General features: G+C 65.1%; 33 protein-coding genes. 14 read left to right on the top strand and 19 right to left on the bottom strand.

Translation table 11 applies throughout. From position 1 onward, the window contains the following. Positions 1–11: 11 nt before the first annotated feature. The 8 genes from rpsA to ACZ7GB_RS13495 all read left to right on the top strand — a co-directional run bounded on the left by rpsA (position 12) and on the right by ACZ7GB_RS13495 (position 6,522). Positions 12–1,691, top strand: coding sequence for a 30S ribosomal protein S1 (gene rpsA, locus ACZ7GB_RS13530; protein ID WP_078520828.1), 1,680 nt, complete (start codon positions 12–14; stop codon positions 1,689–1,691). A gap of 301 nt (positions 1,692–1,992) precedes the next feature. Then, entirely contained in the window at positions 1,993–2,280 is a 288-nt protein-coding gene (ihfB, locus tag ACZ7GB_RS13525) for an integration host factor subunit beta (RefSeq protein ID WP_075774953.1), read from the top strand. A 6-nt stretch (positions 2,281–2,286) separates the two neighbouring features. Then, on the top strand, positions 2,287–2,643 hold the full coding sequence (locus tag ACZ7GB_RS13520) for a lipopolysaccharide assembly protein LapA domain-containing protein (RefSeq protein ID WP_152844360.1): 357 nt from the start codon (positions 2,287–2,289) through the stop codon (positions 2,641–2,643). Position 2,644: 1 nt separating this feature from the next. Continuing rightward, the gene (locus tag ACZ7GB_RS13515) at positions 2,645–3,331 is read left to right on the top strand and encodes a phosphoribosylanthranilate isomerase (RefSeq protein WP_472159053.1); all 687 of its coding nucleotides are present in this window, start codon (positions 2,645–2,647) and stop codon (positions 3,329–3,331) included. A gap of 105 nt (positions 3,332–3,436) precedes the next feature. Continuing rightward, positions 3,437–4,669, top strand: a complete 1,233-nt coding sequence (gene trpB, locus ACZ7GB_RS13510; protein WP_078520826.1) for a tryptophan synthase subunit beta — start codon at positions 3,437–3,439, stop codon at positions 4,667–4,669. Between the two features lie 139 nt (positions 4,670–4,808). Beyond that, positions 4,809–5,342 (top strand): PepSY domain-containing protein, encoded by a 534-nt coding sequence (locus ACZ7GB_RS13505; protein ID WP_078540699.1) that lies wholly within the window; start codon positions 4,809–4,811, stop codon positions 5,340–5,342. Positions 5,343–5,424: 82 nt separating this feature from the next. Then, positions 5,425–5,934 carry a hypothetical protein gene (locus tag ACZ7GB_RS13500; RefSeq protein WP_472159051.1) on the top strand — a complete coding sequence of 170 codons (510 nt, stop codon included), beginning with the start codon at positions 5,425–5,427 and terminating at the stop codon, positions 5,932–5,934. A gap of 30 nt (positions 5,935–5,964) precedes the next feature. Then, complete coding sequence (locus ACZ7GB_RS13495) at positions 5,965–6,522, top strand: helix-turn-helix transcriptional regulator (protein WP_472159050.1); 558 nt, start codon at positions 5,965–5,967, stop codon at positions 6,520–6,522. Positions 6,523–6,526: 4 nt separating this feature from the next. On the opposite strand, the gene ACZ7GB_RS13490 is transcribed toward ACZ7GB_RS13495, so the two are convergent. Then, positions 6,527–7,420: a LysR family transcriptional regulator gene (locus ACZ7GB_RS13490; RefSeq protein WP_472159048.1), complete on the bottom strand. Its 894-nt coding sequence runs from the start codon at positions 7,418–7,420 to the stop codon at positions 6,527–6,529. Positions 7,421–7,547: 127 nt separating this feature from the next. Here ACZ7GB_RS13490 and ACZ7GB_RS13485 point away from each other — a divergent pair, with 127 nt between their 5' ends. Both ACZ7GB_RS13485 and ACZ7GB_RS13480 read left to right on the top strand, forming a co-directional pair. Next, entirely contained in the window at positions 7,548–7,952 is a 405-nt protein-coding gene (locus ACZ7GB_RS13485; RefSeq protein WP_078601325.1) for a DoxX family protein, read from the top strand. Between the two features lie 12 nt (positions 7,953–7,964). Beyond that, positions 7,965–8,768 carry a VOC family protein gene (locus tag ACZ7GB_RS13480; RefSeq protein ID WP_078540716.1) on the top strand — a complete coding sequence of 268 codons (804 nt, stop codon included), beginning with the start codon at positions 7,965–7,967 and terminating at the stop codon, positions 8,766–8,768. Positions 8,769–8,812: 44 nt separating this feature from the next. On the opposite strand, the gene ACZ7GB_RS13475 is transcribed toward ACZ7GB_RS13480, so the two are convergent. The 3 genes from ACZ7GB_RS13475 to ACZ7GB_RS13465 all read right to left on the bottom strand — a co-directional run bounded on the left by ACZ7GB_RS13475 (position 8,813) and on the right by ACZ7GB_RS13465 (position 10,675). Next, a complete protein-coding gene (locus tag ACZ7GB_RS13475) occupies positions 8,813–9,877 on the bottom strand; it encodes a 5-(carboxyamino)imidazole ribonucleotide synthase (RefSeq protein WP_078601326.1) in 1,065 nt (354 codons plus the stop codon). Beyond that, complete coding sequence (gene purE / locus ACZ7GB_RS13470) at positions 9,870–10,355, bottom strand: 5-(carboxyamino)imidazole ribonucleotide mutase (RefSeq protein WP_078520818.1); 486 nt, start codon at positions 10,353–10,355, stop codon at positions 9,870–9,872. Before purE ends, ACZ7GB_RS13475 begins: the two co-directional genes overlap by 8 nt. A gap of 101 nt (positions 10,356–10,456) precedes the next feature. Then, positions 10,457–10,675: a YdcH family protein gene (locus tag ACZ7GB_RS13465; RefSeq protein ID WP_078520817.1), complete on the bottom strand. Its 219-nt coding sequence runs from the start codon at positions 10,673–10,675 to the stop codon at positions 10,457–10,459. 232 nt (positions 10,676–10,907) lie between these two features. Here ACZ7GB_RS13465 and ACZ7GB_RS13460 point away from each other — a divergent pair, with 232 nt between their 5' ends. Together ACZ7GB_RS13460 and ACZ7GB_RS13455 are read left to right on the top strand one after the other, a co-directional pair. Continuing rightward, the gene (locus ACZ7GB_RS13460; RefSeq protein WP_078540722.1) at positions 10,908–11,318 is read left to right on the top strand and encodes an Hsp20 family protein; all 411 of its coding nucleotides are present in this window, start codon (positions 10,908–10,910) and stop codon (positions 11,316–11,318) included. Positions 11,319–11,341: 23 nt separating this feature from the next. Next, positions 11,342–11,569 carry a DUF1150 family protein gene (locus ACZ7GB_RS13455; RefSeq protein ID WP_078520815.1) on the top strand — a complete coding sequence of 76 codons (228 nt, stop codon included), beginning with the start codon at positions 11,342–11,344 and terminating at the stop codon, positions 11,567–11,569. 33 nt (positions 11,570–11,602) lie between these two features. Here the strand turns inward: ACZ7GB_RS13455 and ACZ7GB_RS13450 are convergent, their stop codons facing one another. The 7 genes from ACZ7GB_RS13450 to ACZ7GB_RS13420 all read right to left on the bottom strand — a co-directional run bounded on the left by ACZ7GB_RS13450 (position 11,603) and on the right by ACZ7GB_RS13420 (position 17,132). Next, positions 11,603–12,040, bottom strand: coding sequence for a paraquat-inducible protein A (locus tag ACZ7GB_RS13450; RefSeq protein WP_078520814.1), 438 nt, complete (start codon positions 12,038–12,040; stop codon positions 11,603–11,605). A gap of 36 nt (positions 12,041–12,076) precedes the next feature. Continuing rightward, the gene (locus ACZ7GB_RS13445) at positions 12,077–12,850 is read right to left on the bottom strand and encodes a DNA repair protein (RefSeq protein ID WP_246832019.1); all 774 of its coding nucleotides are present in this window, start codon (positions 12,848–12,850) and stop codon (positions 12,077–12,079) included. A 127-nt stretch (positions 12,851–12,977) separates the two neighbouring features. Next, the gene (locus tag ACZ7GB_RS13440; protein ID WP_472159046.1) at positions 12,978–13,724 is read right to left on the bottom strand and encodes an ABC transporter ATP-binding protein; all 747 of its coding nucleotides are present in this window, start codon (positions 13,722–13,724) and stop codon (positions 12,978–12,980) included. Beyond that, on the bottom strand, positions 13,721–14,512 hold the full coding sequence (locus ACZ7GB_RS13435; protein ID WP_078520812.1) for an MlaE family ABC transporter permease: 792 nt from the start codon (positions 14,510–14,512) through the stop codon (positions 13,721–13,723). Before ACZ7GB_RS13435 ends, ACZ7GB_RS13440 begins: the two co-directional genes overlap by 4 nt. Next, positions 14,509–15,558 carry an alanine racemase gene (alr, locus tag ACZ7GB_RS13430; protein WP_472159044.1) on the bottom strand — a complete coding sequence of 350 codons (1,050 nt, stop codon included), beginning with the start codon at positions 15,556–15,558 and terminating at the stop codon, positions 14,509–14,511. Before alr ends, ACZ7GB_RS13435 begins: the two co-directional genes overlap by 4 nt. Positions 15,559–15,627: 69 nt before the next feature. Beyond that, positions 15,628–16,356 (bottom strand): hypothetical protein, encoded by a 729-nt coding sequence (locus ACZ7GB_RS13425; protein WP_286789304.1) that lies wholly within the window; start codon positions 16,354–16,356, stop codon positions 15,628–15,630. A 20-nt stretch (positions 16,357–16,376) separates the two neighbouring features. Beyond that, a complete protein-coding gene (locus tag ACZ7GB_RS13420; RefSeq protein WP_472159043.1) occupies positions 16,377–17,132 on the bottom strand; it encodes an RNA methyltransferase in 756 nt (251 codons plus the stop codon). A 100-nt stretch (positions 17,133–17,232) separates the two neighbouring features. Here ACZ7GB_RS13420 and ACZ7GB_RS13415 point away from each other — a divergent pair, with 100 nt between their 5' ends. After that, entirely contained in the window at positions 17,233–17,850 is a 618-nt protein-coding gene (locus ACZ7GB_RS13415; protein ID WP_078520808.1) for a thiamine phosphate synthase, read from the top strand. After that, the gene (locus tag ACZ7GB_RS13410; RefSeq protein ID WP_472159041.1) at positions 17,850–18,524 is read left to right on the top strand and encodes a nucleoside/nucleotide kinase family protein; all 675 of its coding nucleotides are present in this window, start codon (positions 17,850–17,852) and stop codon (positions 18,522–18,524) included. Before ACZ7GB_RS13415 ends, ACZ7GB_RS13410 begins: the two co-directional genes overlap by 1 nt. Before the next feature lie 60 nt (positions 18,525–18,584). Here ACZ7GB_RS13410 and ACZ7GB_RS13405 read toward each other — a convergent pair whose 3' ends face one another. Genes ACZ7GB_RS13405 through ACZ7GB_RS13370 form a run of 8 tightly spaced genes read right to left on the bottom strand, consistent with a single transcriptional unit; the run spans position 18,585 to position 25,918 of the window. After that, positions 18,585–19,958, bottom strand: a complete 1,374-nt coding sequence (locus ACZ7GB_RS13405; protein WP_472159039.1) for a cytochrome P450 — start codon at positions 19,956–19,958, stop codon at positions 18,585–18,587. Further along, complete coding sequence (locus ACZ7GB_RS13400) at positions 19,955–21,229, bottom strand: hypothetical protein (protein ID WP_472159038.1); 1,275 nt, start codon at positions 21,227–21,229, stop codon at positions 19,955–19,957. Before ACZ7GB_RS13400 ends, ACZ7GB_RS13405 begins: the two co-directional genes overlap by 4 nt. 56 nt (positions 21,230–21,285) lie before the next feature. After that, complete coding sequence (locus ACZ7GB_RS13395; RefSeq protein WP_472159109.1) at positions 21,286–21,978, bottom strand: M48 family metallopeptidase; 693 nt, start codon at positions 21,976–21,978, stop codon at positions 21,286–21,288. 34 nt (positions 21,979–22,012) lie between these two features. Next, a complete protein-coding gene (locus ACZ7GB_RS13390) occupies positions 22,013–22,645 on the bottom strand; it encodes a DedA family protein (protein WP_472159037.1) in 633 nt (210 codons plus the stop codon). After that, on the bottom strand, positions 22,642–23,016 hold the full coding sequence (locus tag ACZ7GB_RS13385) for a hypothetical protein (RefSeq protein ID WP_078601337.1): 375 nt from the start codon (positions 23,014–23,016) through the stop codon (positions 22,642–22,644). Before ACZ7GB_RS13385 ends, ACZ7GB_RS13390 begins: the two co-directional genes overlap by 4 nt. Then, positions 23,013–24,194, bottom strand: a complete 1,182-nt coding sequence (locus tag ACZ7GB_RS13380) for a vWA domain-containing protein (protein WP_078550176.1) — start codon at positions 24,192–24,194, stop codon at positions 23,013–23,015. The genes ACZ7GB_RS13385 and ACZ7GB_RS13380 overlap by 4 nt, the downstream gene beginning before the upstream one ends. 13 nt (positions 24,195–24,207) lie before the next feature. Then, on the bottom strand, positions 24,208–24,375 hold the full coding sequence (locus ACZ7GB_RS13375) for a hypothetical protein (protein ID WP_165756950.1): 168 nt from the start codon (positions 24,373–24,375) through the stop codon (positions 24,208–24,210). A 52-nt stretch (positions 24,376–24,427) separates the two neighbouring features. Continuing rightward, entirely contained in the window at positions 24,428–25,918 is a 1,491-nt protein-coding gene (locus ACZ7GB_RS13370; protein WP_472159035.1) for a DUF2927 domain-containing protein, read from the bottom strand. Between the last annotated feature and the right edge of the window lie 190 nt (positions 25,919–26,108).

Here is a 26,108-nt window from a genome sequence, read left to right as displayed (position 1 = left end):
AATCTGAACGCATGTCGCAAAATGCAACCATGGACGAATTCGAAGCCCTTCTGAACGAGAGCCTCGAAATCGACACCCCGAACGAAGGTTCGGTTGTTAAAGGCAAGGTCATCGCCATCGAGGCGGGCCAGGCCATCATCGATGTCGGCTACAAAATGGAAGGCCGCGTCGAACTCAAAGAATTCGCCAACCCCGGCGAGGCTCCGCAGATCGAAGTCGGCGACGAAGTCGAAGTGTATCTCGACCGTGTCGAGAACGCTCGCGGCGAAGCCGTTATCTCGCGTGAGAAAGCCCGCCGCGAAGAGGCATGGGATCGTCTCGAAGCAGCTTACGCCAAAGAAGAGCGCGTCGAAGGCGCCATCTTCGGTCGCGTTAAAGGCGGCTTCACCGTCGATCTGGGCGGCGCTGTCGCGTTCCTGCCCGGCTCGCAAGTCGACGTGCGCCCGGTGCGCGACGCTGGCCCGCTCATGGGTCTCAAGCAGCCGTTCCAAATCCTCAAGATGGACCGTCGTCGTGGCAACATCGTTGTCTCGCGTCGTGCGATCCTCGAAGAGAGCCGCGCCGAACAGCGCGCCGAAGTCATCGCGAACCTCTCCGAAGGTCAGGTCGTTGATGGTGTGGTCAAGAACATCACCGAATACGGTGCGTTCGTTGATCTGGGCGGCGTCGACGGTCTGCTGCACGTCACCGACATGGCATGGCGCCGCGTGAACCACCCGTCCGAGATCCTGTCGATCGGCGAGACCGTCAAGGTCCAGGTCGTCAAGATCAACAAGGAAACCCACCGCATCTCGCTCGGCATGAAGCAGCTGCAGTCGGATCCGTGGGACTCGGTCGAGTCGAAGTTCGCTCTGGGTTCGGTGCACACCGGCCGCGTGACCAACATCACCGACTACGGCGCGTTCGTCGAGCTGGAGCCGGGTGTCGAAGGTCTCGTGCACGTGTCCGAGATGTCCTGGACCAAGAAGAACGTCCACCCCGGCAAGATCGTTTCGACGAGCCAGGAAGTCGACGTCATGGTCCTCGAGATCGACACCGCGAAGCGCCGCGTCTCGCTTGGCCTCAAGCAGACCATGCGCAACCCGTGGGAAGTCTTCGCAGAGACGCATCCGGTTGGCACCGTCATCGAAGGCGAAGTCAAGAACATCACCGAATTCGGTCTGTTCGTTGGCCTCGAGAACGACATCGACGGCATGGTGCACCTCTCGGACCTCAGCTGGGAACAGCGTGGCGAGGATGCGATCCAGGACTACCGCAAAGGCGACATGGTCAAGGCCGCTGTCACCGAAGTGGACACCGACAAGGAGCGTATCTCGCTCTCGATCAAGGCGCTCGACGCCGACACGTTCTCCGATGCCGTTGACGGCGTGAAGCGTGGTTCGATCGTGACCGTGACCGTGACCGCGATCGAAGATGGTGGCGTCGAGGTGGAATACAACGGCATGAAGTCGTTCATCCGCCGTTCGGACCTCGCCCGCGATCGTGCCGACCAGCGCCCCGAGCGCTTCCAGGTTGGCGATCACGTCGATGTCCGCGTGACCAACGTCGACTCCAAGACCCGTAAGCTGGGTGTGTCGATCAAGGCGCGTGAGATCGCTGAAGAGAAAGAAGCCGTGGAACAGTACGGTTCGTCGGACTCGGGTGCGTCGCTGGGCGACATCTTGGGTGCCGCGCTCAAGGGCGACCAATAAGAGATCGAGCCGCTTGGCTCAACGAAAGGCCCCGCCGATTGGCGGGGCCTTTTTCGTTCCGCAAAGCCTTGGCGATCTGCGACGACGATTCGCGCAACGGGTGACGCTTGGGCGGGCGAAGCGCTGAATTTCTGCGTTTGCGAAGGCGCTTCCGTCGGCGGCAGACCGCTAGGGGCTCGATTTTACGTGGATTTTCCGGGTCTTTGCTGTTCCGCGTTGCAACGATTGGTCCTATAATTACGAAATGACGCATGTAAGAGCCGGGGGACACCCGGCCAAGCCCGTGGGGGGAGATAACAAGATGATCCGCTCTGAGTTGATCACCAAGATTGCCGAGGAGAATCCGCATCTCTACCAGCGGGATGTCGAAAAAATCGTAAATACGATCTTCGACGAGATCACCGAGGCGCTGGCCTCGGGCGACCGCGTCGAGCTTCGTGGGTTCGGGGCCTTTTCCGTCAAGAAGCGCGACGCGCGCACCGGTCGGAACCCGCGCACCGGCGAGGCGGTTGAGGTCGAGGAAAAACACGTACCCTTCTTCAAGACCGGTAAGCTGCTGCGCGACCGGCTGAACGGGAAAGAGGAATAAGAGCTAATGATTCGAGCGCTTCGGCTGCTGTTTCTCGGTCTGCTCGCCGTGGTCCTGATCGGGCTGGCGCTGGCCAATCGTCAAATCGTCACGCTGCGGGTGCTGCCGCTCGAGGCGGGCAGCTTCCTTGGCTGGGATTGGGCGGTTCAGGTGCCGTTGTTCCTCGTGATCCTCGCGGGCGTCCTGCTGGGCCTTCTGATCGGCTTCGTCTGGGAATGGGCGCGCGAGTCGCGTCTGCGCCGCAATGCCCGCCAGTCGGACCGCAAGGCACGCAAGCTCGAAGCGGAGGTTCAGACCCTGCGCCACGACAAGACCGGCCCGAAGGACGACGTGCTGGCGCTGCTCGAACAGCCCTCGCGCTGAGATGCCCACCGTCGCCATAGACCGCAACGCGCAGGGTCTCGCCCGCGTAAAGATTTGCGGCTTGCGCAAGGCCGAGGATATCGCCGCCGCCGTCGAGGCGGGCGCGCGCTATGTGGGCTTCGTCTTCTTCGCCAAATCCCCGCGTCATCTGGAGATCGCCGAGGCACGCAAGCTGGCCCAGGAGGTCGAGCCCGGCATCGCCAAGGTCGGTCTGGTGGTGAACCCCTCGGATGAGCTGCTTACCGATATCCTCGATGCCGTGCCGCTCGACATGATCCAGCTTCACGGTTCGGAGACGCCTGAGCGCGTTACGGAAATCCGCGCCAAGTTCGGCCTGCCGGTGATGAAAGCCGTGGGCGTGGCCGATGCCGCCGATCTGCCGAAGATCGCGGAGTATGAGGCGGTGGCCGACCAGATCCTGCTCGACGCCAAGCCGCCGAAAGAGGCGGAGCTTCCGGGAGGTAACGGGCTTTCCTTCGACTGGCGGCTGATCGCCGGGCGCAACTGGGAGAAACCGTGGATGCTGGCCGGTGGGCTGACGCCGGAGAACGTGGCGGAGGCGATCCTGCTGACCGGCGCGCGGCAGGTCGATGTCTCCTCGGGCGTGGAGAGCGCGCCGGGCGTCAAAGACCCCGAGAAAATCCGCGCTTTCGTGCGCGCGGCGCGTCAGGGCGCCGACGGGACGTAGCGGGCCCCCGCGCAATCGAGTATTTTTAGCCAGATGCCGGGGCGGGGATTTATCTCGCCCCGCTTTGACGCTAGACCGATCCTCACGAATAGCGCGAGGTGTGCCATGGCTGACGATCTGATCAATTCCTTCATGAATGTGCCCGACGAGAACGGGCGGTTCGGCATTTTCGGTGGCCGCTTCGTGTCCGAGACGCTGATGCCGCTGATCCTGTCGCTCGAAGAAGAATACGAGAAGGCCAAGACCGATCCCGATTTCTGGGCGGAAATGGACGACCTCTGGAAGCACTATGTCGGTCGCCCGTCGCCGCTCTATTTCGCGCCCCGCATCACCGAGGAGCTGGGCGGCGCGAAAATCTATCTCAAGCGCGACGAGCTGAACCACACCGGCGCGCATAAGATCAACAACGTGCTGGGGCAGATCCTGCTGGCGCGGCGCATGGGCAAGACCCGGATCATCGCCGAGACCGGCGCGGGCCAGCACGGCGTGGCCACCGCGACCGTCTGCGCGAAATTCGGCCTCAAATGCGTGGTCTATATGGGCGCCACGGACGTCGAGCGTCAGGCCCCCAACGTCTTCCGCATGCGCCTGCTGGGCGCCGAAGTCGTCCCGGTGAAATCGGGCCGCGGCACGCTGAAGGATGCGATGAACGATGCGCTGCGCGACTGGGTGACCAATGTGCGCGACACGTTCTATTGCATCGGCACGGTTGCCGGTCCGCACCCGTACCCGGCGATGGTCCGCGATTTCCAGTCGATCATCGGCAAGGAAGTGCGCTGGCAGCTTGAAGAGCAGGAAGGCGAGGGCCGTCTCCCCGACACCGTGATCGCGGCGATCGGCGGGGGCTCGAACGCGATGGGCCTGTTCCATCCGTTCCTCGACGACAAATCCGTGCGCATCATCGGCGTCGAGGCCGGCGGTCACGGCGTCGACGAGAAGATGGAGCACTGCGCCTCGCTCACCGGCGGGCGTCCGGGCGTGCTGCATGGCAACCGGACCTATCTGCTGCAGGACGAGGACGGGCAAATCCTCGAAGGGCATTCGATCTCGGCCGGGCTCGATTATCCGGGCATCGGTCCCGAACATAGCTGGCTGCACGACACCGGCCGCGCGGAATATGTGAACATCACCGACAAGGAGGCGCTGGAGGCGTTCCAGTTCTCCTGCCGTCTTGAAGGGATCATCCCCGCGCTCGAGCCCTCGCACGCTCTGGCTCATGTAATGAAGATCGCCCCCGATCTGCCCAAGGACCATATCATCGTGATGAACATGTGTGGCCGCGGTGATAAGGACATTTTCGCGGTCGCGAAGCATCTCGGCTTCGATATGGACGCATAAACTCAGGTTTACGGCGTACAACCTGAGGTTTATTGCTCCTCCATAACCCAATTGGCAATGGACCGGCGGGCGTTGTCCGCCGACCCTTTGCTCCGACGTCGCAGCCCGCGGCGGACAATTGTTCCGGAGGAGATAGAAGATGAAAATGAAATCCACCCTCGCCGCGCTGGCGGCTCTCGCGGTCTCGGCGCATATGGCACAGGCTGAAGTGTCCACGGACGGTATCGCTGCCGATCTGCAGGCCAATGGCTTCACCAATGTCGAGATCAAGGTCGGCCCGACCCAGGTGAAGGCCGAGGGTTACAACCCGAACGGCACCAAGATCGAAGTGGTCTACGACCGCGCCACCGGCAAGATCCAGAAGCAGGAAATGTCGCGGACGCGCGCCGGCTATGACATGACGCAGGGCGTCAGCGTCCGTCAGCAGTCGGAAGATTTCTATGACGGCAGCGACGACGACCATATGGACGATCACGGCGACGACCATTCGGGCAGCGACGATCACATGGATGACAGCCACGACGACGATCACACCACGTCCGATTCCGATCACAGCTCGGATGACGGCGGCTCGCATGAGAGCGGCTCTGACGATGGCGGTTCGCACGACAGTGGCTCCGACGGCGGCGGGTCGCATGACAGCGGCGGCGACGACGGTGGCGACGACGACTGATCCGAACGGACTTGCCCGGTGCCATGTGCGCCGGGCATAATCCTCTGAAATGCCGCGTTCGCGCGCGGGGGGAGTTTTGCCGATGAGACTGCGCAGAGATCTGGCGATAGCCGTGTTGATCGGCGCGCTGAGCGTGCCCGTGGTGCCAGGGCTCGCGCGGGCCGAAACCGCGAGCGAAGCGGTTACCCGGCAGCTCAAATCCTACGGCTACCAGAATATCGATGTGCACCGGACCTTGCTGGGCCGCGTGCGCATCACCGGCACCCGCAAGGGCGTCGAGCGCGAAATCGTCCTCGATCCGCGGAGTGGCGAGATCCTGCGCGACCTGTCCCGCTCCAGCCGCACGCCGATCTTGAACAATAGCCCTCTGGGCGGCGCCGCCTCGGGGAGCTATTCCGCGACCTCCACCTCCGACCGCACAACGACGACCTCCGATAGCGATTCCTCCGACGACTCCTCGGACGATAGCAGTAGCGCATCGGGCAGCGACGATGGCGGAAGCCATGACAGCAGCGACAGCGACAGTAGCGGTGGCGGCGGCGGCGACAGCGGTGGCGGCGACGATGGCGGCGGGGAAAGCGACGATGATTGACCCCTCGCACCGGTCGGCGGGAGCGGCGCTATGACGTCGCGGCTGCGCCGCGCGGTGCTTGTCGGGGCGATCTTGCTTTTCCAGGCGGTCTGCGCGCTGTTTTTCATTTCCGATATCCTGCTGTCGGTCTTCGGCCTCTATCCCGCGCCGATCAGCTGGCAGAACCGTGAAATCCTCGAACTCGGGGCCGCGATCGGCCTTGTTCTGGGCCTCGCCCTCGGCGCGTTCGCCCTCGCAGGGGCGCTGCGAGAAGGCGCACGGGCGAAGGCGCGTCTACGCCGGGCGACCTCGGCCTTCGAAGACCTGCTGGAAGAGCGCTTCTCCGACTGGGGCCTCACGGCAGCAGAGCGCGAGGTCGCGCTTTTTGCGATCAAGGGGCTGAGTACGGCGGAGATCGCAGCGCTCCGCGAGACCTCCGAGGGCACCGCCAAGGCGCAAAGCGCCGCGATCTACCGCAAGGCGGGGGTGAACGGGCGCGGCGCGCTTCTGAGCCTTTTCGTCGAGGACATGATGGACCAGCGCGCCGAGGCGGCGCAGCGCAGCGATCGCTCGGCGAAGCAAAGCGTGACGGTGGTGGCCAAGGGCTAAGCGCTCAGGTCCGCAGAGCGCGCGTATCCTCATAGGCGAAATCGATCAGCGCGCGCAGCTTGCGCGGCAGGCGCGGCCCGTCGAGATAGACCGCATGAAGCGGGATGCGCAGCAGCGTCTCCGGCGGAAACAGCGAGACCAGCCGCCCCGCCACGATCTCCGGCTCCAGCACGAAGTCCGGCCCATAGGTGATGCCATGCCCCGCCAGCGCCAGTTCGCAGGCGGCGCGCCCGCTATTGACGCGGATCTGCGCGGGAACGGGCAGGGCGGCGATCTCTCCGCCCTCGCGATAGCGCCAATGCGGGATCGCGCTGTGATTGGTGTCGTGGATACAGCGGTGATCGGCCAGATCGGCGATCTGGGTCGGGCGGCCCGCACGTTCGAGATAGGTGGGAGAGGCCACGACACGCATCCCGATCTCACCCAGCTTGCGCGCCCGCAGCGCCTGATCGCGGAGCTGCCCGATCCGGAAGGCGAGGTCGATCCCCTCGGCGGCCAGATCGGTCGCGGCATCCGAGAGCGTCAAGTCGATCACCAGATCGGGGTGGGGGGCTGCGAAGCGCGCGAGCATTTCCGCCAGATAGACCTCGCCGAAAGTGACCGGCGCGGAGATCCGCAGCACGCCCGAAAACCCGCGCGATTGTTCCGACACCGCGCCCAGAAGATCGTCGAGCCCGTCGAGCACGCTTGGCGCCTCGGCCAGCAGACGCTCGCCCGCGGGCGTCAGCCCGATCCGCCGCGTCGTGCGTTGCAGAAGGCGCGTACCCAGACGGTCCTCCAGTTCGGCCACGTATTTCGAGGCGAGCCGGTTGGAGATGCCCAGCTGCTCCGCCCCTGCGGTGAAAGAGCCCGCGCGGGCGGTCGCGACAAAGGCGCGGAGTTGTTCGGTGATGTCCATCGCTATTCAGAACAAAATGGTAAAAGTCATTCCTGATAATATCCATTTTATTCGCTAACGGAATGGCTAATTTCCTCGCTGTAACGCGAACACACCGCACAGAGAGTGCGGCTACAGGAGACAGACCATGATCGACACGAAACTCGCCCCCTACGGCATCCTCGTCCTGCGCCTTCTGACCGGCGCTTTGTTCCTCGTCCACGGGCTGACGAAGCTGTTCGTCTTCACCCCGGCCGGCACGATGGGCTTCTTTGAATCGCTGGGCCTGCCCGGCTGGCTCGGCATCCTCACGATGGCGGCAGAAATTCTCGGCGGTATCGCCTTGATCACCGGCATCTATGCGCGGATCGTATCCTTCGGGCTCGGGTTCATCCTGCTCGGCGCGGCCTTCACGGCACACTGGGGCAACGGCTTCGGCTTCTCGAACCAGGGCGGTGGCTGGGAATACCCGGTGATGTGGGCCGTCGTGCAATTCGCGCTCGCGGCTCTGGGTGACGGCCTCTATGCGCTGCGCCCGACCAAACTGAAATGACAGGAGGAGACGATGGCTACCAGTGATGCAAATGTCGAAATCGGCCATGTGACCCTCGTGGTCCATGACCTCCCGGCGGTGGGCGCGTTCTACGAGAGCGTGCTCGGGCTGGAGCGGATCTCGGGCGACGCAACCGAGGCGCGCTACGGCGTCGATGGCAAGGTGCTCGTGATCCTCAAGGCCGACGCATCGGCGCGCAAATCGAGCCGGTCGGAAGCGGGGCTGTTTCACACCGCCTTCCTGCTGCCCGAACGGGCCGATCTGGGCGCGTGGTTGACCCACGCCGCCGAGACCGGCATCCGGCTCGACGGGGCGTCCGATCACCTTGTCAGCGAGGCGGTCTACCTGCACGACCCAGAGGGCAACGGCATCGAGATCTACCGTGACCGCGCCCGCGAAGACTGGCCGCGCAAGGACGGGATGATCGCGATGGTGACCGATCCGATCGACCTGCGCGACGTGATGGCAGAGGCCCGTGGCCCGTGGCGCGGTGCGCCGAAAGGCACGGTGATCGGCCACGTTCACCTTCAGGTGGGCGCGCTCGATCCGGCGGAACCGTTCTATGCCGAGACGCTCGGCGCGGATGTGATGGCCCGCTATCCGGGGGCGAATTTCCACGGGTGGGGCGGCTATCACCACCACCTCGCGACCAATGTCTGGAACAGCCGCGGGGCCAAAGAGCGTCACCAACCCGCGACCGGTCTGGTCGAAGTGGGGCTGAAGGCGGACGCCGAACCGCTCGCCGCCTTCCGCGAGGCCTATGGCGACAGCGTGGCCGACCCGTGGGGCACGCGCTTCACATGGTCCGCGAAGTGATCGAGAGATAAGAGAAAGGCGCCCGCGATGGGCGCCTTTTTCACTTACAGGATGTGGTTCACGTGGCCCATCTTGCGGCCCGGCTTCACCTCGGCCTTGCCGTAGAGATGCACCTGATACCGCGCGAGCTTCGCCAGCCCCGGCACCCGGTCCATATCGTCGCCGATCAGGTTCTCCATCTCGACATCGCAATGGCGCGAGCCGTCGCCCAGCGGCCAGCCAGTCACCGCGCGGATATGCTGCTCGAACTGATCGACCGCGCAGCCTGCCTGCGTCCAGTGGCCGGAATTGTGCACGCGGGGCGCGATCTCGTTTACGATCAACGCGTCGCGGGTGACGAACAGCTCGACCCCCATCACGCCGACATAATCGAGCTTGTTCAGGATCTTGGCCGCCAGCAGAACCGCATCGGTGCGCTGGTTATCGGTGATCGCGGCGGGGACCAGCGTGGTGCGCAGGATGCCGCCCTCATGCTTGTTCTGGCCCGGATCGTAGCAGGAGATCGCGCCATCCTCGGCGCGCGCGCCGATCACGGAGATCTCCTTGAAGAACTCCACGAAGCCTTCGAGGATCGCGGGCGCGCCTTTCATATCCTCCAGCGCGGCGGCGGCCTCTTCGGGCGCGTTGATCACCACCTGACCCTTGCCGTCATAGCCGAACCGGCGGGTTTTCAGGATCGCGGGGCAGCCGATCTCGGCAATTGCCTCCTGCAGGTCCTCGAGATCGTCCACGGCGGCGAAAGGTGCGGTGGCGAGGCCCAGATCGTTGAGGAAGGCTTTCTCGACCAGACGGTCCTGGCTGACGGCCAGCGCCTTGCGGTTCGGGCGGATCGGCTTGAGGCTTTCCAGCAGATCAAGCGCCGAGGTCGGCACGTTCTCGAATTCATAGGTGATGACGTCCACCGCCTCGGCAAAGGCGCGCAGCGCGGCCTCGTCCTCGTAAGGTGCAGTCGTCACCGCATGGGCCACGTCGCCTGCGGGCGGGTTCGCGCCCGGCTCGAAGATATGGGTCTTGTAGCCCAGACGCGAGGCCGCGACCGAGAGCATCCGGCCCAGCTGACCGCCGCCGAGGATGCCGATCACCGATCCATAGGGCAGGGGCTCACTCATCTTCCGGCTCCTCCTTGATCGAGGCCGAGAGCTTCTCGCGCCAGTCATCGAGCCGCTTCGCCAAATCCGCATCCGACACGGCCAAGATCCCCGCCGCCATCAGACCGGCATTGGCAGCCCCCGCAGCCCCGATCGCCATGGTCGCGACCGGGAAGCCCTTGGGCATCTGCACGATGGAATAAAGGCTGTCGACGCCCGAGAGTGCGCGGGTCTGCACCGGCACGCCGATCACCGGCACGCGGGTCTTCGAGGCCATCATGCCCGGCAGGTGTGCGGCACCGCCAGCGCCAGCGATGATGACGTGCAGCCCACGCTCCACAGCCGTCTTGCCATAGGACCAGAGCCTGTCGGGAGTGCGATGGGCCGAGACGATCTTCGCCTCGTATTCCACACCGAGTTCGTCGAGAATTTCCGCCGCCTCTTTCATCGTGGACCAGTCGGACTGGCTGCCCATGATGATTCCCACTTTCACGCTCATGACGCCCCCTTTGCAGATGGAGCGCGCACTATAGGAATCTGTGCCGTCGCGGCAAGCCCCGGAGGCGCGCAGGCGCCGATCGGATTGGTCGGAGGTCAGGTTCAGGCGATGATGTCGGGGGTGAGCTGGTCTTCGATCCGCGCGATCTCGTCTTTCAGGGCCAGCTTTTGCTTTTTCAGCCGCACAAGGCGCAGCTGATCGGAATGCACGGCCTGCGTGAGCGCCAGGATCGCCTCGTCCAGATCGCGGTGTTCGCGGCGCAGCACTTCCAGTTTTACCCGCAGCACTTCTTCATGATCCATCTCGAGATGGGCGTTCATATCCGTATCGTCCGGTTCTGGTTGCGCAAAATATCATCCGCCCGACTCGGCCAGGGCGGTCAGGTGGGAGGGTCAATATAACAGGTTTCGAACGGGTTAGGAGAAAATTTGCCGTCAGCGTAAATGGTCGGCGGGGTCTTGCAGGGGGCTTCCACGCCGCCCATATTTGATCAGTGGGCTGCCGAAGATCGGGGCCCGAACTTGCAACGTCGCTTGATCAAGGGCTTGCCGAATGACGAAACTGAGTTTTGGCGCACATCCCTACCTGCTGGGCTTCGACCAGCTGGAACGGTTGGTGGAACGCACCGCCAAGGGATCGGATGCCTATCCGCCGTATAACATCGAACAACGCGGCGAGGATGCGTTCCGCATCACGCTCGCAGTGGCAGGCTTCCGCGAGGAAGACCTCGCGATCACGCTCGAAGACCGGGCGCTCGTGATCCGCGGCCGTCAAAGCGAAGAGGACAGCGAACGCCTTTTCCTACATCGCGGGATCGCCGCACGGGCCTTTCAGCGCAGCTTCGTGCTCGCAGAAGGGGTCGAGGTCGCAGCCGCGACGATCGAGAACGGTCTACTACATGTCGATCTGAACCGGGCCCCGCCCGAGACGATCGTGCAGACCATCCCGATCGAGCGGAAATGAACAGGCAGGAAAGGAAACGCGCAATGAATACGGAATATGATTTCGGCGATAATGCCGAGCATCCCATCGTCTATGTCCGCGAAGTCGCGGTCGTCGATCTGCCCGAGGAAATCCGGGCCGAGCTGGACGATGTCGATCACCTCTATGCGGTGCATGACAGCGATGGCGAACGGCTCGCGCTGGTGAAGGACCGCAAGCTGGCCTTCTCGCTGGCCCGGCAGAACGATCTGGACCCGGTCTCGGTCCATTGATCGGCTGAAAGGACGCGAAAGGCGCCCGGGGGATCACCCTCGCGGCGCCTTTTTCATTTCCAGATGCGAGATCGCGAAAGAGGCCGCGACGCATCCGGTAAACAGGTACAGCCCCCAGGCCGTCTCGAGCCGCCCGACGCCCACGCCCTTCGCCACCACGATATAGATCGCGATCAGGAAGATGTCGGCCATCGCCAGCTTGCCGAGGATATTGAGCGCGGGCAGCAGGCGCGGCGCGGCCAGATCGAACTGGATCAGCGCGACGCCGATCACCTTCAGATAGGGGGCAAAGAGCGCGAGGAAGCTGACGAGCAGGGCGAGGAACACATCCGTCCGCCACAACGTCTGCAACCCACTGAGCACCGAAATCTCCTCCAGCCCGAAGAAGGGCAACAGCCCCGCGCGCAGAAGCGGCGCGGCCCAGGCGAGGGGGAAGAGTAGCAAGAGCGCCAGATTGGCGTATTTCAGCATCTGCCGGAGCTCACCCCAAGGGGCGCTCAGGCCCCGTTACGACTTGGATTCTTTCTTCGCGATCGGCACCACGTTGGGCTGCGGGCCGTCTTCGATTTCGTAGCCCAGCAGCGGCAGGATGTCACGCAGGTCGCGCTCCAGCAGGCTGAACTCGGCACTGACCTCGCGCTCTTCGGTCTCGACATCGGTCAGCCATTCGCGCAGCTCCGAGCAGGTCCGGCGGGCGACAGAAATCTGATCGCTCAGAGTCTCGGCCTCTTGCTGGCGCTGTTCGAGGAAGGCGCGGGCGCGTTTGACTTTCTCGGCGGAATAGACCTCAGCGAGATCGCGCGATTGCAGGCTCATCTGTGCGGCCAGTTCCAGAAGTTCCGGCTCCAGCCCGCCCAGATCGGGATGCTGGCGCAGATGGGTGATCCGCTCGCGCACCGCGTCGAACTCGCCCGAGAGCGCGAAGACACCCGCGCGGTCGGCATCATGCGCGCTGCGATAGGCGCGGGCCACGTCATCCATGCCGACATGGAAGCGGCGGTGGCTGCCTTCGAGCTTGGACACGCGCGAGCAGGAGGGTAGATAGAGCAACAGGATCAGCGCAAGCAAGGCCGCGCCCACCTGCAGCCAGACACCGAAATCGGGCAGGGCGGTTTCGCCGAATTGCGCCTCGAGGCTGAGCCACGGCATCAGGCCGAGCGACGCGGCTGCGACCGCGCCGATGGCGGCGAGTGCGGTGACTGCGACAGTGACGGTGAGTGTTTGGCCAATTGCCGCGTTGAAACGGTCTAGATTGGCGCTTCCTACCTGTTCGGTTTGCATGATGTGACCTCCCCCCGGTTCCCATATTGAAGATAGCGGCCAGTTCCGGTCCGAGATTGAGTCTCGTTGGCGGATCAAGCACTTGGGAAGAATGCGCGGAAATTCGCTTGGTTCCGCAGCCTGTGTGTTAACGAAGCGTTTCGATCGGCCCTTCGGCGCGCCCGTGGATGAATTGCTGGACGTAAGGGTCTGAAGTTTCGTCCATTTCCGCGATCGGACCTTCCCAGCGAATTTTGCCCGCATGAAGCATCGCAACGCGGTCGGCAATCGCTCGGACCGAGGACATGTCATGGGTGATGGTCATCGCGGTCGCGCCCATCTCGGTCACGATCTCGCGGATCAGCTCGTTGATGACGCCCGCCATGATCGGGTCGAGCCCGGTCGTGGGTTCGTCGAAGAAGATGATCTCGGGCTCTGCGGCGATGGCGCGGGCAAGGCCCACGCGTTTCTGCATCCCGCCCGACAGCTCCGCCGGATACAGGTCCGCCACATCGGGCGAGAGACCCACGCGGCGCAGCTTCTCCACCGCGATCTCGCGCGCCTCCGCCTTGGGCCGCTTCAGCGCGCCGCGCAGCAAGCGGAACGCCACGTTCTCCCAGACCGAGAAGCTGTCGAACAGCGCGCCGCCCTGAAACAGCATCCCGAAGCGGGCGAGGAACGCGTCGCGCTCGCCCTCGTGGACGTCGACCCCGTCGAGGGTGATCTTGCCGCCATCGGGCTCGATCAGCCCGAGGATGCATTTCAGCAGCACCGATTTGCCGGTGCCCGAGCCGCCGATGATGACGGTGGATTGCCCCGTCGGCACCACCAGATCGACGCCGCGCAGGACGTGTTTCGATCCGAAACTCCGCGTTATGCCGTCGAGGGTGATCATGCCGAGAAGAAGGCCTCCGTCAGCACGTAATTCGCGGCGAGGATCGCGACCGAGGCGGCGACCACCGCCGATTTCGTGGCCCGGCCCACGCCCTGCGCGCCGCGGCCCGAATTCATCCCGTGATAGCAGCCCATCGTGGCCACGATGAAACCGAAGGCCGCCCCTTTCACGAGGCCCGATCCCACGTCCCAGAATTCAAGGAAGTCCCATGTGTTCTTGAGATAGGTGGCCGAGTTGAAGCCGAGGCGGTTCACGCCGACCATCCAGCCGCCCATGATCCCGATCACGTCGCCCACGCCGACCAGCATCGGCACGCAAAGCGTCGCGGCCAGCACGCGCGGCACGGTGAGATATTTCATCGGATTGGTCGAGAGCGTGGTGAGCGCGTCGATCTGCTCGGTCACTTTCATCGTGCCGATCTCGGCGGCGATACTCGACGCGACGCGTGCCGCCACCATCAACCCGCCCAGAACCGGGCCCAGCTCGCGCACCATGCCGATTGCGGTGATCGAGGGCACGACCTGTTCGGCCGAGAAGCGCGCGCCGCCCGCGTAGATCTGCAGCGCCAGCGCCGCCCCGGTGAACAGCGCGGTCATTCCCACGACCGGCAGCGACAGCCAGCCGATATTGAGGCATGCAAGCCAGAATTCCCGCAGGTAGAAGGGCGGGCGGAGCAGGTGGCTCAGCGTCTCGCCCACAAAGAGCGACAGCCGCCCCGTCGCCGCCATCAGCGCGAGCGTGGCCCGCCCCAGTGCGGCCAGCGGTCGGCTGAGCGCCGCTGCATTCATGCGGTGGGCTCCGCGTAATTCCGGGCATAGCGGGGACCGAGCGAGGTCAGGATCTCATAGCCGATCGTGCCCGCCAGATCGGCCAGCGTATCGACGCCCTGATGAGGCCCCAGCAGATCGAGCGTGTCGGGCACCGTATCGAGATCGGTCACATCGACCGTCAGCAGGTCCATCGAGACGCGGCCCCGCAGCGGACATGCCGTGTCGCCTGCATAAAGCGCGGTGATGTTCGACAGCACGCGGTGGATCCCGTCGGCATAGCCCGCCGAGAGCGTGGCGATTTTGGTCTCACGCTCGGCCGTCCAGGTGTTGCCGTAGCCCACGGTCTCGCCGGGTTGGACCACGCGGGTCTGGATCACCGGCAGCGACAGGGTCGCGACATGGCGCGCGTCGTCAAAGGGGCGTCCGCCGTAGAGACCAATGCCGGGTCGCGTCACGTCGAAATGATAATCCGGCCCCAACAGGATGCCGCCCGTCGCCGCGAGCGAGCGGCTCAGCCCCATCCCGTCGGTCATGCGTTTGAACTCGGCCAGCTGCTTGGCGTTCATCTCGTGGTCCGGCTCGTCGGAACAGGCGAGGTGGCTCATCACCAGCTCGATCCCGCGCTCCATCAGCTGCGGGGCGGTGGCCTGCCACTCGGCTGCTTCCATCCCGAGCCGGTTCATCCCTGTATCGAGCTGCACGCCCACGGGGCTCTCGGGGATCGCCTGCAGATGCCGCTGCGCCTGTTCGGCGGAGTTCAGCATCGGGATCAGCCGCGCGTCGCGCAGGAAACCCGCATCGCCCGCCATGTGACCGCCGAGGATGAAGATCCGCGCGTCCTCGCCCAGATGGGGCCGGAGCTTCGCGCCCTCCTCGGCCAGCGCGACGAAGAAGTCGCGCGCACCCGCCTGATACAAAGCCGGTGCCACGCGCTCTGCGCCCAAGCCGTAGCTGTCGGCTTTCACGACCGCCGCGGTGCGCGTCGCCGTGCCCGATTGCGCATCGAGAGCGCGCCAATTGCTGACCACTGCGTCGAGGTCGATATGAAGATTTGCCTGTGCCATGGCCCCTTTTTCTGCGCACACGGCCTCAGGTCAAGGGCAATCCGCGCAAGCCGCGTGCATGGCTGCGTTTCAGGGAAAGCTGCGCCCGTCTTCCAACCGCGCAAGGATGGCCTCGGGCCCGCCCTGATGCGCCTCCCAGATCAGCACGGCGCAGGCGGCCTCGGCATAAAGCCCGTTGTCGCGCCCGGCCTGCGGCGCCCAGTCGAAAGGCGAGCTGGGCAGGTCGGCGCGCGGCAGCGCCTGACAGCGCTCGATGCCCGAGCCCGGCCCGAGATAGCGCGGATCGTTCGAGACCAGCACCGAGAGCCCCTCGTCGAACCACGCGGGCATCCGACCGCGCACCTGACCCAGAACGCCCAGCCGGGCATGGGTCTCGGTATGGGTCAACTCATGGGCGAGGATCGTCTCGGTCAGCCCGCGCGGAGCCACGCGAACCACCGCCCAGGCCCCGAGCGAATAGGTCACCGCCGCAGCCCCCCGTCCGCCAAGGCGGCGGTCGCAGGCATCGCTCGTGCAGGCGAGAATGCGGGTATGGGCTTCGCGCGTCGGATAGAATTGGCCGACGGTGTCGCGCGCCGCATCGACCGTCTCGACCAGATCGCGCCGCTCTGCGCGGCTCATCTCATGTTCGACGAAAATGCCCGGCGCGGCCCGGTCCATCCCGAAACAGCGCGGGCACAGCCCCGCCGCCAGCACCGGGTAGAACCACAACAGCGCGAGCAGACCCAAAAGCCCACCCGCCAGAAGTGCCAATACTGAGACCCGGATGACGCGCCACATGCTGCCAAGATGGCGCAAGCGGCGTCTTTGACCAAGCGTCAGTCGCGCGGACGGAGGATTTGTCGCAGAGCGCCATGCAGCGTCTGCACCTCCGAGCGCGTCATCGCGAAACGCGTCCACATGTTGCGCAGGTTGCGCTTCATCATCGGCGCCTTCGCGGGCGGGTGGAAGAAGCCTGCCTCCTCGAGCCGCTGCTCGAAGTGATCGCCCAGCTTCTCGACCTCGACCGCGCTCGCCGGATCATGGCCCGCAAGCCCCGGATCGATCGGCACCGACTCGAGCGTGTGGCGCGAATATTCATAGGCCGACAACAGCACCGCCTGCGCGAGGTTGAGCGAGAAGAATTCCGGGTTCACCGGCACGGTGATGATCGCATTGGCGCGCAGGATGTCGTCATTCTCCAGCCCCGTGCGCTCGGGCCCGAAAAGCACGCCGACCTTCTGGCCCGCGACGATGCGTTTGCGCGCCTCCTCCATCGCCGCCTCGGGCGTGTAGATCGGTTTGGGCAATTCACGGCCCCGCGCGGTGGTGGCGAAGACGTAATCGCAATCGGCCACGGCGTCCGCCACGCTGTCATAGACGCCCGCGAAATCGAGCACCTGACCGGCAGCTCCCGAGGCCATCGCCACCGCTTTGGGGTTGGGCCAGCCGTCGCGCGGCTCCACCAGCCGCATCTTGCGCAGCGAGAAGTTCAGCATCGCGCGCGCCGCCGCCCCGATATTCTCGCCCATCTGCGGACGCACGAGGATGAAGGCGGGCTGGGCGGGATTGGGAATTTCGGGCGTATTGGGCATGGGCGGTCCTTTCGCGCCTCTCCTAGTCGCGCAAGCTGGCACTGGCAAGGCCGCGCCGCTTGCGTTAATAGGCGGCCACGACCCGCAAAGGAGCCTGCCCATGGCCGAAGACCGCCCGCAGATTTACCTGATCACGCCGCCCGCTTTCGACGCCGAGGAATTCGCGCCGAAACTGGCCTCGGTGCTCGATGCGCATGACATCGCCTGCATCCGCCTGTCGCTGGCCAGTCGCGACGAATACGAGATCGGTCGGATCGCCGATGCGATGCGCGAAGTGGCCCATGCGCGCGACGTGGCGCTGGTGATCGAATCCCATGTCGCTCTGGTGGAACGCCACGGGCTCGACGGGGTGCATTTCACCGACGGCGCGAAGCAGATCCGCTACGGCCGCAAAGAGCTGGGAGACGACGCGATCGTCGGAAGCTACTGCGGCAATTCGCGCCATGAGGGGATGAACGCGGGCGAGGCGGGGGCCGACTATGTCTGCTTCGGCCCGATCGGCGAGACCAATCTCGGCACCGCCGAACCCGCCGAACATGAGCTGTTCGCATGGTGGTCGGAAGTGATCGAAGTGCCGGTGGTGGCCGAAGGTGCGCTGACCGAAGAATTGGTCACGAAATTCGCCCCCGTCACCGACTGGTTTGCCTTCGGCGACGAGGTCTGGCGCGAGGACGACCCGGCCGCAGCTTTGGGACGGTTCATCAAGGCGATGTCGTGATGCCGGATTGGCTCGGCGATAGCGACGGCCCGATGGGCGATCACGGCGCTTTCATGGAGAGCGAGCTGCAGGTGCCGCGCGCCGATCTGGCCTCGCATATCCGCCAGCTTCCGGGCGAGCGGCTGCTGATCGGGCTGGTCGGCGGCCCTGGCGCGGGCAAGTCGCATCTCGCGCATGAGCTGGCCGAGGCGCTCGGGGAGCAATCGGCCATCGTCGCGATGGACGGGTTTCACCGCGACAATGACTGGCTCGACACGCGCGGGTTGCGTAACGTGAAAGGCGCGCCGGAAACCTTTGATACGGAAGGGTTTTCGCGGCTTCTTGCGCGGCTGAAGTCGAGCCGTGAGGACGAGCCCGTGCCGACCTTCGACCGCGATCTGGACGCCACCGTTCCGGGCGGCGCAAGCGTGCCGGGCTCGGCGAAATATCTGATCGTCGAAGGCAATTACCTGCTGCTGACGCGGCCCGGTTGGCGCGATCTCTACCCGCTCTTCGATCTCACGATCCGCATCGATCTGCCCGAAGAGGTGCTGCGAGAGCGGCTGACCCAACGCTGGCGCGATCAGGGCTGTGATCTGGCCGAGACGCGCCGCCGCGTCGAGGAAAACGACCTGCCCAATGGCCGCACCATTACGCGCGAAAGCCGCGCCGCCGATCTGGTCGTGCGCGACTGATCCCTTCGGCTTGGCCGAAATATCCCGGGGGGCTGGCAGGGCCAGCGGGGGCAGGCCCCCTCAACGCTCGGAAATCCTGAGGTAAATCCCGTCCTTGCCGCGCACCGTCAGATGCGCGGCAGGGACCGGTTCGTGGCCCTCGACAGCCTCGAACCGAAACGCCCGCAGCAGCATCGCGAGCAGAAGCGGCCCCTCCGCCATTGCGAAGCCTGCACCGGGGCAGACCCGCGCGCCCGAGGAGAACGGAATATAGGCGCGGCGCTGGCAGGCCTTGCCGTTCTCGGTCTCCCAGCGGCTCGGGTCGAACCCGTCGGGGTTGTCCCAGAGCCGTTCGTGGCGATGCAGGTGCCAAGGTGAGATGACGACCTGGCTGCCCGGTTTGACGTCGCGCTTGCGGAAGGTTTCCGGGCAGGTCGCCTCGCGCACGAACATCGGCACGGGCGGGTAAAGCCGCATCGCTTCGCGGAAGGTGGCGCGGTTCAACTTCAGCTTGGAAAGCACGGAAAAGTCGGGGTTTTCCGCCAACGCGGTCTCGGCTTCTTCGGCCAACCGATCCTGCCATTCGGGATGCGTCGCCAGCAGATAGAGCGACCATGCCAGCGCCGAGGCGGAGGTCTCGTGGCCCGCGAGAAAGAAGATCGCGACCTGATCGACCATCTCGGCGGTGTCGAAGGTCTCGCCGGTTTCGGGATCGGCAGTGGTCATGATCTTGGTCGCCAGATCGTCAGGCGCGGTGCCGGCGGCGATCCGGGCGGCGCGCTCTGTCGTCAGCCGCTCGATCAGCGCGCGGATATGCGCTGCGGTGCGTTTCGTCTCGCGCGCATGGAACCGCGGAAACCAGCGCGGCAGCGGCAGCAGCGCACCGAGATTGACCACCGGGGAGGCGCGTTGATGGCGCTTGAAGGCGGCGAACACGGCGCTGGCGGTCTCATCCTCGATCGGGATCGAGAACAGGGTGCGGAAGATGATATCGGCGGCGACGTGAGAGGTTTCCGTTTCAATATCAATTGATTCGGCGTCGGTCTTCACCTTCATGCGCTCGACGCAAGCCTCGCCCGCGGCCCACATCGCGGGGAAGGTCTCGCGCAGTTTGCCGCCTTCGAAGGCCGGGTCGATGATCCGGCGCTGGCGCTGCCATTGCGCGCCATTGGTGATGAAGACGCTCTCGCGCAGAAGCGGTTTCAGCCCCTCGCGCACGCGGTCGGACTTCGGGAAATCCATCGGGCGTTTGTTGAGCACCAGATCGACCAGATCGGGGTCGTTGCACATATAGGAGCGGAAGAACGGCGTGCGGAACTCGGCCATCCATGCGCGGTAGAGACGCGCGGGCTGGGCCGAGAGGATGTCGGATTTGAACAGCCGGAAATAGCGCCAGAGCGAGACGCGATCCGGGCGCGGGGTCGGTTTCGGGGGCAGGCGGGACGGCTGGCTCATGTGACGCTCGTGAACCGGTTCGCGGGCGTCGTGATCCGGCTTTTCGACGGGGCGCGACCGTGGAAGCGTTCGGCCAGCGGCAGCGGCCCGGCGGTCAGGCGGAAATAATCGTAATCTCCGGGCCGGTCGAAGGCGCAGAGATACTGGAAATGCAGCCGGAAGAAGCGCCAGCGGAGGGTGCGCCAGCGCTCGGGGCTGAGCGTCTGGGTGAAAGCGGCGGAGATCACCAGCGGGTGGATCTGGACCTCCGGGGCCACGCCCGAGACCGCAACCGGATCGCAGAGCGCGAAGGCGCAGCCATCGCCCGGCGCGGTGACGTCGAGCCAGAACAGCTCGGGTCGGGTGGCGAGGTAGGCGAGATCGGCGCGCAGGCGGGTCGCGCGGGGCAGGTAGCTCACCATCGGGACGACCTGACCGAGCGAGAGGAAGGCGAGCGCTGGGGGCGCTGCCCCCCGGCCTGACGGCCTCCCCCCGGGATATTTTTGCCAAGAGGAAGGGGGGAGGCGGTTCTCGCGGATCAGGTCGGCGAGGATCGAGACGGCGAGATGGGCGCCCGAGGAATGGCCGACGATCAGCACCTCGTCCCAGTCTTCTCGCATCGCCTCTTCGATGCGGGCGGCGAAATCGGCCATGCGGGCCTCCAGCTCGGGCGGGTTTGCGCCGCCCCAGCGCGCGGTGAAGGCGTAGTCATGCATCAGATAATAGGCGAAGAGCTTGCCGTCTTTGGCCCGAAACCAGCGTAGGGTCAGGGTGAGGATCGCGGCGCCGAGAATGAGGCCCGCGAGTCTGTCGAGCGGGAAGCCGGGCAGGAGCGCCAATGCGAGTGCGGCACCGGCCCAGCCAAGGCCGATCCCGATCAGCGCCTGAACGATCAGCGCGACGATCGGGTAGAGCGCGGCGATCACCGGGCCCTTACGCAACCGCATCAGGCGGAACAGCGCGCCGGAGGCGATATAGGCCCAGGCCGTGCGGACCAGTTGCGCGTAGGTGGCAAGGATCGATTTGCCCATGGATGAGCGCACGATATCGGACCAGACGAGCACCTCGACATCGGCCTCGACCTCCGCGCCGTCCTGGGTGGAGGTGACGTGCCAGCCATAGGGGCCGCCTGCGCGTTTCGGGGCCAGCGCGATCTCGTAGCCCGAGATGCGGGCCTGGTCTGCGCCTTCCTTGCGGTAGAGCTCGCGGTAGCGGCGGGGATGAATCGGGTCGTAGCCGGGGATGTAGAACACCCGGCGCCTGTGCACCCGCGCTAGAGACCCGCTTGTCATTCACTGCCCTTCCTCGCGGGCAGATTAGCGGCCCTGCGCGGCGAAAGTAAGGAAAATCAGTGCTCTGCGCGCGACCAGCGCAGCTGGTTTGCCTCGATCGCGGCGATGCGCTTTTCGGTCTTTGGGTGGGTCAGGAGCCAGGCGGGCGTGGTCTGGCCTGCGTTTTTGGTCAGCGCGTCGAGCTTGTGGAACAGCGTGACCTGCGGCTCGGTGCCGAAGCCCGCCTTGATCATCAGCGCGGAGGCAAACTCATCCGCCTCGAACTCGTCGCGCTGGCTGAGGCGGGCGGCGAGTGCTGCGGTGATCAGATTGGCGATCCACGGGCCGATGAAGGGGATGAAGCGGCCAAGCACCGTCATCAGCACGGCGCGCAGGGCGTTCTGGCCTGAGAAGTCGATCATGCGGCGGCGCGAGTGGCCCAAGGCGACATGGCCCAGCTCATGCGCGATCACCGAGGTCAGTTCCTCCGGGGACACTTCGCCCGCGCGATATTTGCGCATGAAACCTTCGGTGATGAAGACGCGGCCATCGGGGGCGGCGAGCCCGTTCACCGGCTCGATCTGGTAGACATGGACCGGGATTTCCGAGACTTCGAGCGCGGCGGCGAGCCGGTCGAGATAGGGCTCCAGCTTGCTGTCGCGCAACCGGCGCGAATTCCCGTTCAGCTGGCGTTTGAGTTGCCAGGTCGAGAAATGCCACATGGCGAAGCCATAGAGGACCAGCAGCAGGATGGGGAGAAGGCGCAACAACATGGGATGGATATGGCGGCTCGCGGGCCCGTGATCAAGCGTCGTGATCAGGCGTCGGATTGGGCGCTTTGGGCGCGCGCTTGGCCGCGTGCCACAGCCACCAGCCGAAGGCGAAGGCAGCGGCACCCGCGCCCAGCAACCCCAGCGCGTTGCCCGCAAGCTCGGCCGCGGCGTCCAGATTGGCCCCGAAAGTGATGCCGAGGCCCACATAGGTGGTGACCCAGACCGCTTCGCCCGCGAGATCGGCCAGAGTGAAGCGGCGATGCGCGAAGCCGGACGCGCCGGCTGCGAGGTTCACCCAAGGCCCCAGCGCGGAGAACATCCAGCGGGTGAAGAAGACGGTGACCGCGCCGCGTTTGCGCAGGGCGGCCATCGCTTTCGCGACCAGTGCGCCGCGTTTGGTGTCGGGATGGGGCAGGAAGCGCTCGGCCCGGCGGCCCAGCTGGAAGCCCACCTGATCGCCGATCACCGCGCCGGTGAAGGCCGCGCCGCCGACGGTCGCGAGGTCCAGATCGCCCGAGGCCACGAAGGCTCCGCTTGCGATCATCATCAGCGAGGAGGGGGCCGGGATCGCGAGGCAGCTCAGGAAGGTCGTGAGACCGAGAAGCCACGGCCCGTAGAGCGGCACCTGTGCGAGCAGCCAATCTGAGAGGTCGGAGAAGCTCATTGCTGCGGCTGCGCCTCTTTGTCGGCGATGGTCTTGGGCAGGCCGAGCGAGAGTTTGCGGATCAGGTCCTGCAGCGGCTCGCCCTTGGCCTTTGCGATACGTTCCAGGGTCGGGCGGCCCGCGCCGACCAGCGCACGCCCATCCTTGATGCCGAGGATCGCGTCGACCTCCTCGATCTCCAGATGCCAGCTGCGCGCGATATAGCCCGGCGTCATCCATTCCTCGGGGCTTTGATGCAGATGGGCGGGGTCGGACCAGTAGATCGCGCGCGAGACGAACCTCGCGCCGAAGAACAGCGACAGCGCGACCGCGAGGATGAAGCCCAGCGAGGCGATCTTGTGATGCCCCCAGAGGTAGCGCAGCCGGTTCATCCGAGTTCCTTCATTGCCGCGGTGATCCCTTCGAGGGTCAGCGGATGCATCCGGTTCTCGAAGATCTCGCGAATGATCTGGATCGACTGCGTGTAGCCCCAGCCGCGTTCCGGGATCGGGTTGAGCCATGTGTGATCGGGCCATTGCTCGCGCGCACGGGTCAGCCAGACATGGCCCGCCTCGTCGTTCCAATGCTCGTTGGCGCCGCCGCGATGGGTGATCTCATAGGGAGACATCGAGGCGTCGCCCACGAAAATGCATTTGTAATCGGGACCATAGCGATGCAGCACGTCCAAGGTCGGCGTCGCCTCGTTCCAGCGGCGCTTGTTCGATTTCCAGACGCCCTCGTAGAGGCAATTGTGGAAATACCAGTGCTCGAGATGTTTGAACTCGGACTTGGCCGCGGAGAACAGTTCCTCCACCAGCTGCACATGGGCGTCCATCGAGCCGCCCACATCGAGAAACAGCACGACCTTCACCGCATTGTGTCGCTCGGGGCGGGTTTTGACGTCGATATAGCCCGCTTCGGCCGAGGCGCGGATCGTGCCGGGCAGGTCCAGTTCTTCGTTCGCGCCGTGCCGCGCCCATTGGCGCAGGCGTTTCAGCGCCACCTTGATATTGCGCGTGCCCAGTTCCACCGTGTCGTCGAAGTCGCGGAACTCGCGCTTGTCCCAGACCTTCACGGCGCGCTGGTGGCGGCTTTCCTTTTGTCCGATCCGCACGCCTTCGGGATTGTAGCCGTAAGCGCCGAAGGGCGAGGTGCCTCCCGTTCCGATCCATTTATTGCCACCCTGATGGCGGCCTTTCTGCTCTTCGAGCCGCTTTTTCAGCGTCTCCATCAGGTTGTCGAACCCGCCAAGCGCCTCGATCTGCGCTTTTTCCTCGTCGGTGAGGTGTTTCTCCAGCTGTTTGCGCAGCCATTCTTCGGGCAGATCGACGGCGTTGAGCACATCGTCCGGCGTGATCGCCTCCAGCCCCGAAAAGGCCTCGGAGAACGCCCGGTCGAAGCGGTCGAGGAAGCGTTCGTCCTTCACCATCGCAGCGCGGGCGAAATAGTAGAAGCCGTCGATATCGTAGGTGCAAAGCCCCGCGGCCAGCCCTTCGAGGAAGCTCAGATATTCGCGCAGAGAGACGGGGACACCGCCGCGCCGAAGAGCATCGAAGAATGGCAGGAACATCGCCGCCCTCCGATTATGCCCAGATGCGGTTGATGATCACGGTGACGAAGAGGCCCACCAGCGCCAGCCCGATCGCATGGACGGCGGCATATTGCGCCCGGTCGAGCTTGTTGCCGCCGCGTTTGCGGGCCTTCCAGTCGCCCCAGATCAGCCCGATCACGACACCTGCCAGAACATACATGCTGCGCCCCCTTACGGTCTTGGTCCGGGCGCGCCCGGTCCGCCTTTTGCGGTCAGTTCACGCGAGCGCCCGCATTGGCGAGGGCCGCCACCTCATTCGCGCGGCGTTTCACCGCCGCGTCGGAGCCAAAGCCATAGCGCGCCCATTGCTGCATGTCGAGACGGGCCTGATGTTCCTTCGTCGCGTCACCAAGCTGGCCATAGGCCTCGGCGCGGATCATGTAGAGCGTGGCCATCAGCGAGGCGTTCTCGGTCGAGACATCGGAGGCCAGCGCGCGGTTCACCAGCGTCACCGCCTCCTGCGCGCGGCCCGTGCCAAGCGCGTAGGCCGCCAGCTGCATGTCGATATGTGCGGCCTGAATTTCTGCGCCGGGCGTCGCGCGGTAGATCTGGCCCGCTTTCTTATAGGCGGCGACCGCTTTCTCGGGGTCGGTCTTCATCGTCAGCCGCCCGACCGCGAACCACGCGAAGGCGGCGCGGCTGTCATGCCAGCCCCGGCTGGTGGCGATCTTCGTGGCGCGTTCGGCAGCGGCGCGGCGGCGCTTGTCGTTCGCGCCTTGACCGAGCGCGGTGGTGATCGCTTTCACGTAGGCGCGCGGTGTCGGATCGGCGGGCAGCGTGCGCATCGAACCGCCCGACGGGTGGATCTTCGACAGGATCGCGGGCAGGGCCGCACGCACTTCATCGGGGCTCATGCCGGTATGCAGCGCCGGATCGTAATAGGCGCGCAGGATCGTCATGTCGAACTTGGTCAGCACGGTGTGGAAATTGTCGTCGTTCCAGACCGTGTCGGGCAGGCGGTAGAGATCGTTTACCGGCCCCAGCGCCTGGCTGACCTCTTCATGCAGGCAGTCGCGAATTTCCTGCGGCGTGGAGTCGGCCGGGATGAATACGGTGGCGGATTGGCGCTGCGTCAGCTTGGCCCAATCGCTGGCCTCGTCGCCATGCGAATTGCGGTAATCCGTCCAGCTTTCGACATTCGGCACCACGAAGCAGGCGACATTGGGAACCTCTTGGCGCATCTGCCGTTTGGGTACGAACTGCACCGAGATCGTGTTGGCATTGCCCGGCTCGGTCGAGACGTTCAGCCCCGCCTCGCTCTGCAGCCGGTGGACCAGATGACCGAGCTCGGTCTGCGCCACGGGCGGCGCGTTGCCCGCCAGCGTGATCGAGACCGGGCCTTCAAACCGGGTGAAACGCGGCAGGGCGCGCCCGGATTCGAGGAAGAAGCTGAGCTCCATGAAGTCGGCGCCCAGATGGCTGTTATCGGGGAGCCGCTCAGACGGGGGACCGTTTTTGAGCCCCGGCGCCAGATCGGTCGCGGACAGATCGAGCAGCTGGGCCGTGCCGCGGGCCGTCGTCACTTCGGGGCTGTTGGTCGAACAGGCGGCGAGGGCGCCCGCGATGATCAGCGCAGCAAACGTACCCGCCCGCGCCGCAGCACGTCCGGGGGACGCGCCTTTCAGCAGGCCTGTGCGCGGTGCCGTCCCGAGGTGCGTCGGCGCCGGGGAGGCCGCGCTGAGCGGTTTGAATGCTAAGCGCATGGCAGCGTGTGATCCCTGTTCGTTGCCGCAAAGGTACACATACGGGTTTAAGCCCGACCAGTAAATCTTTGCCTTATAATCGGAATTTTGAGCCTGCGCGCCCTGAAGCGGCGACATCCCGCCGGTCAGCTGCGCAGCTGAGGCCGCAAATCGCTGAATGGGGCGGTTTCTGTGCGCAGGGGCTCGGATT

This window comes from Thioclava sp. PTB-PU3-1 (genome assembly GCF_055666785.1).
This window is presented reverse-complemented; position numbering and strand designations above follow the sequence as displayed.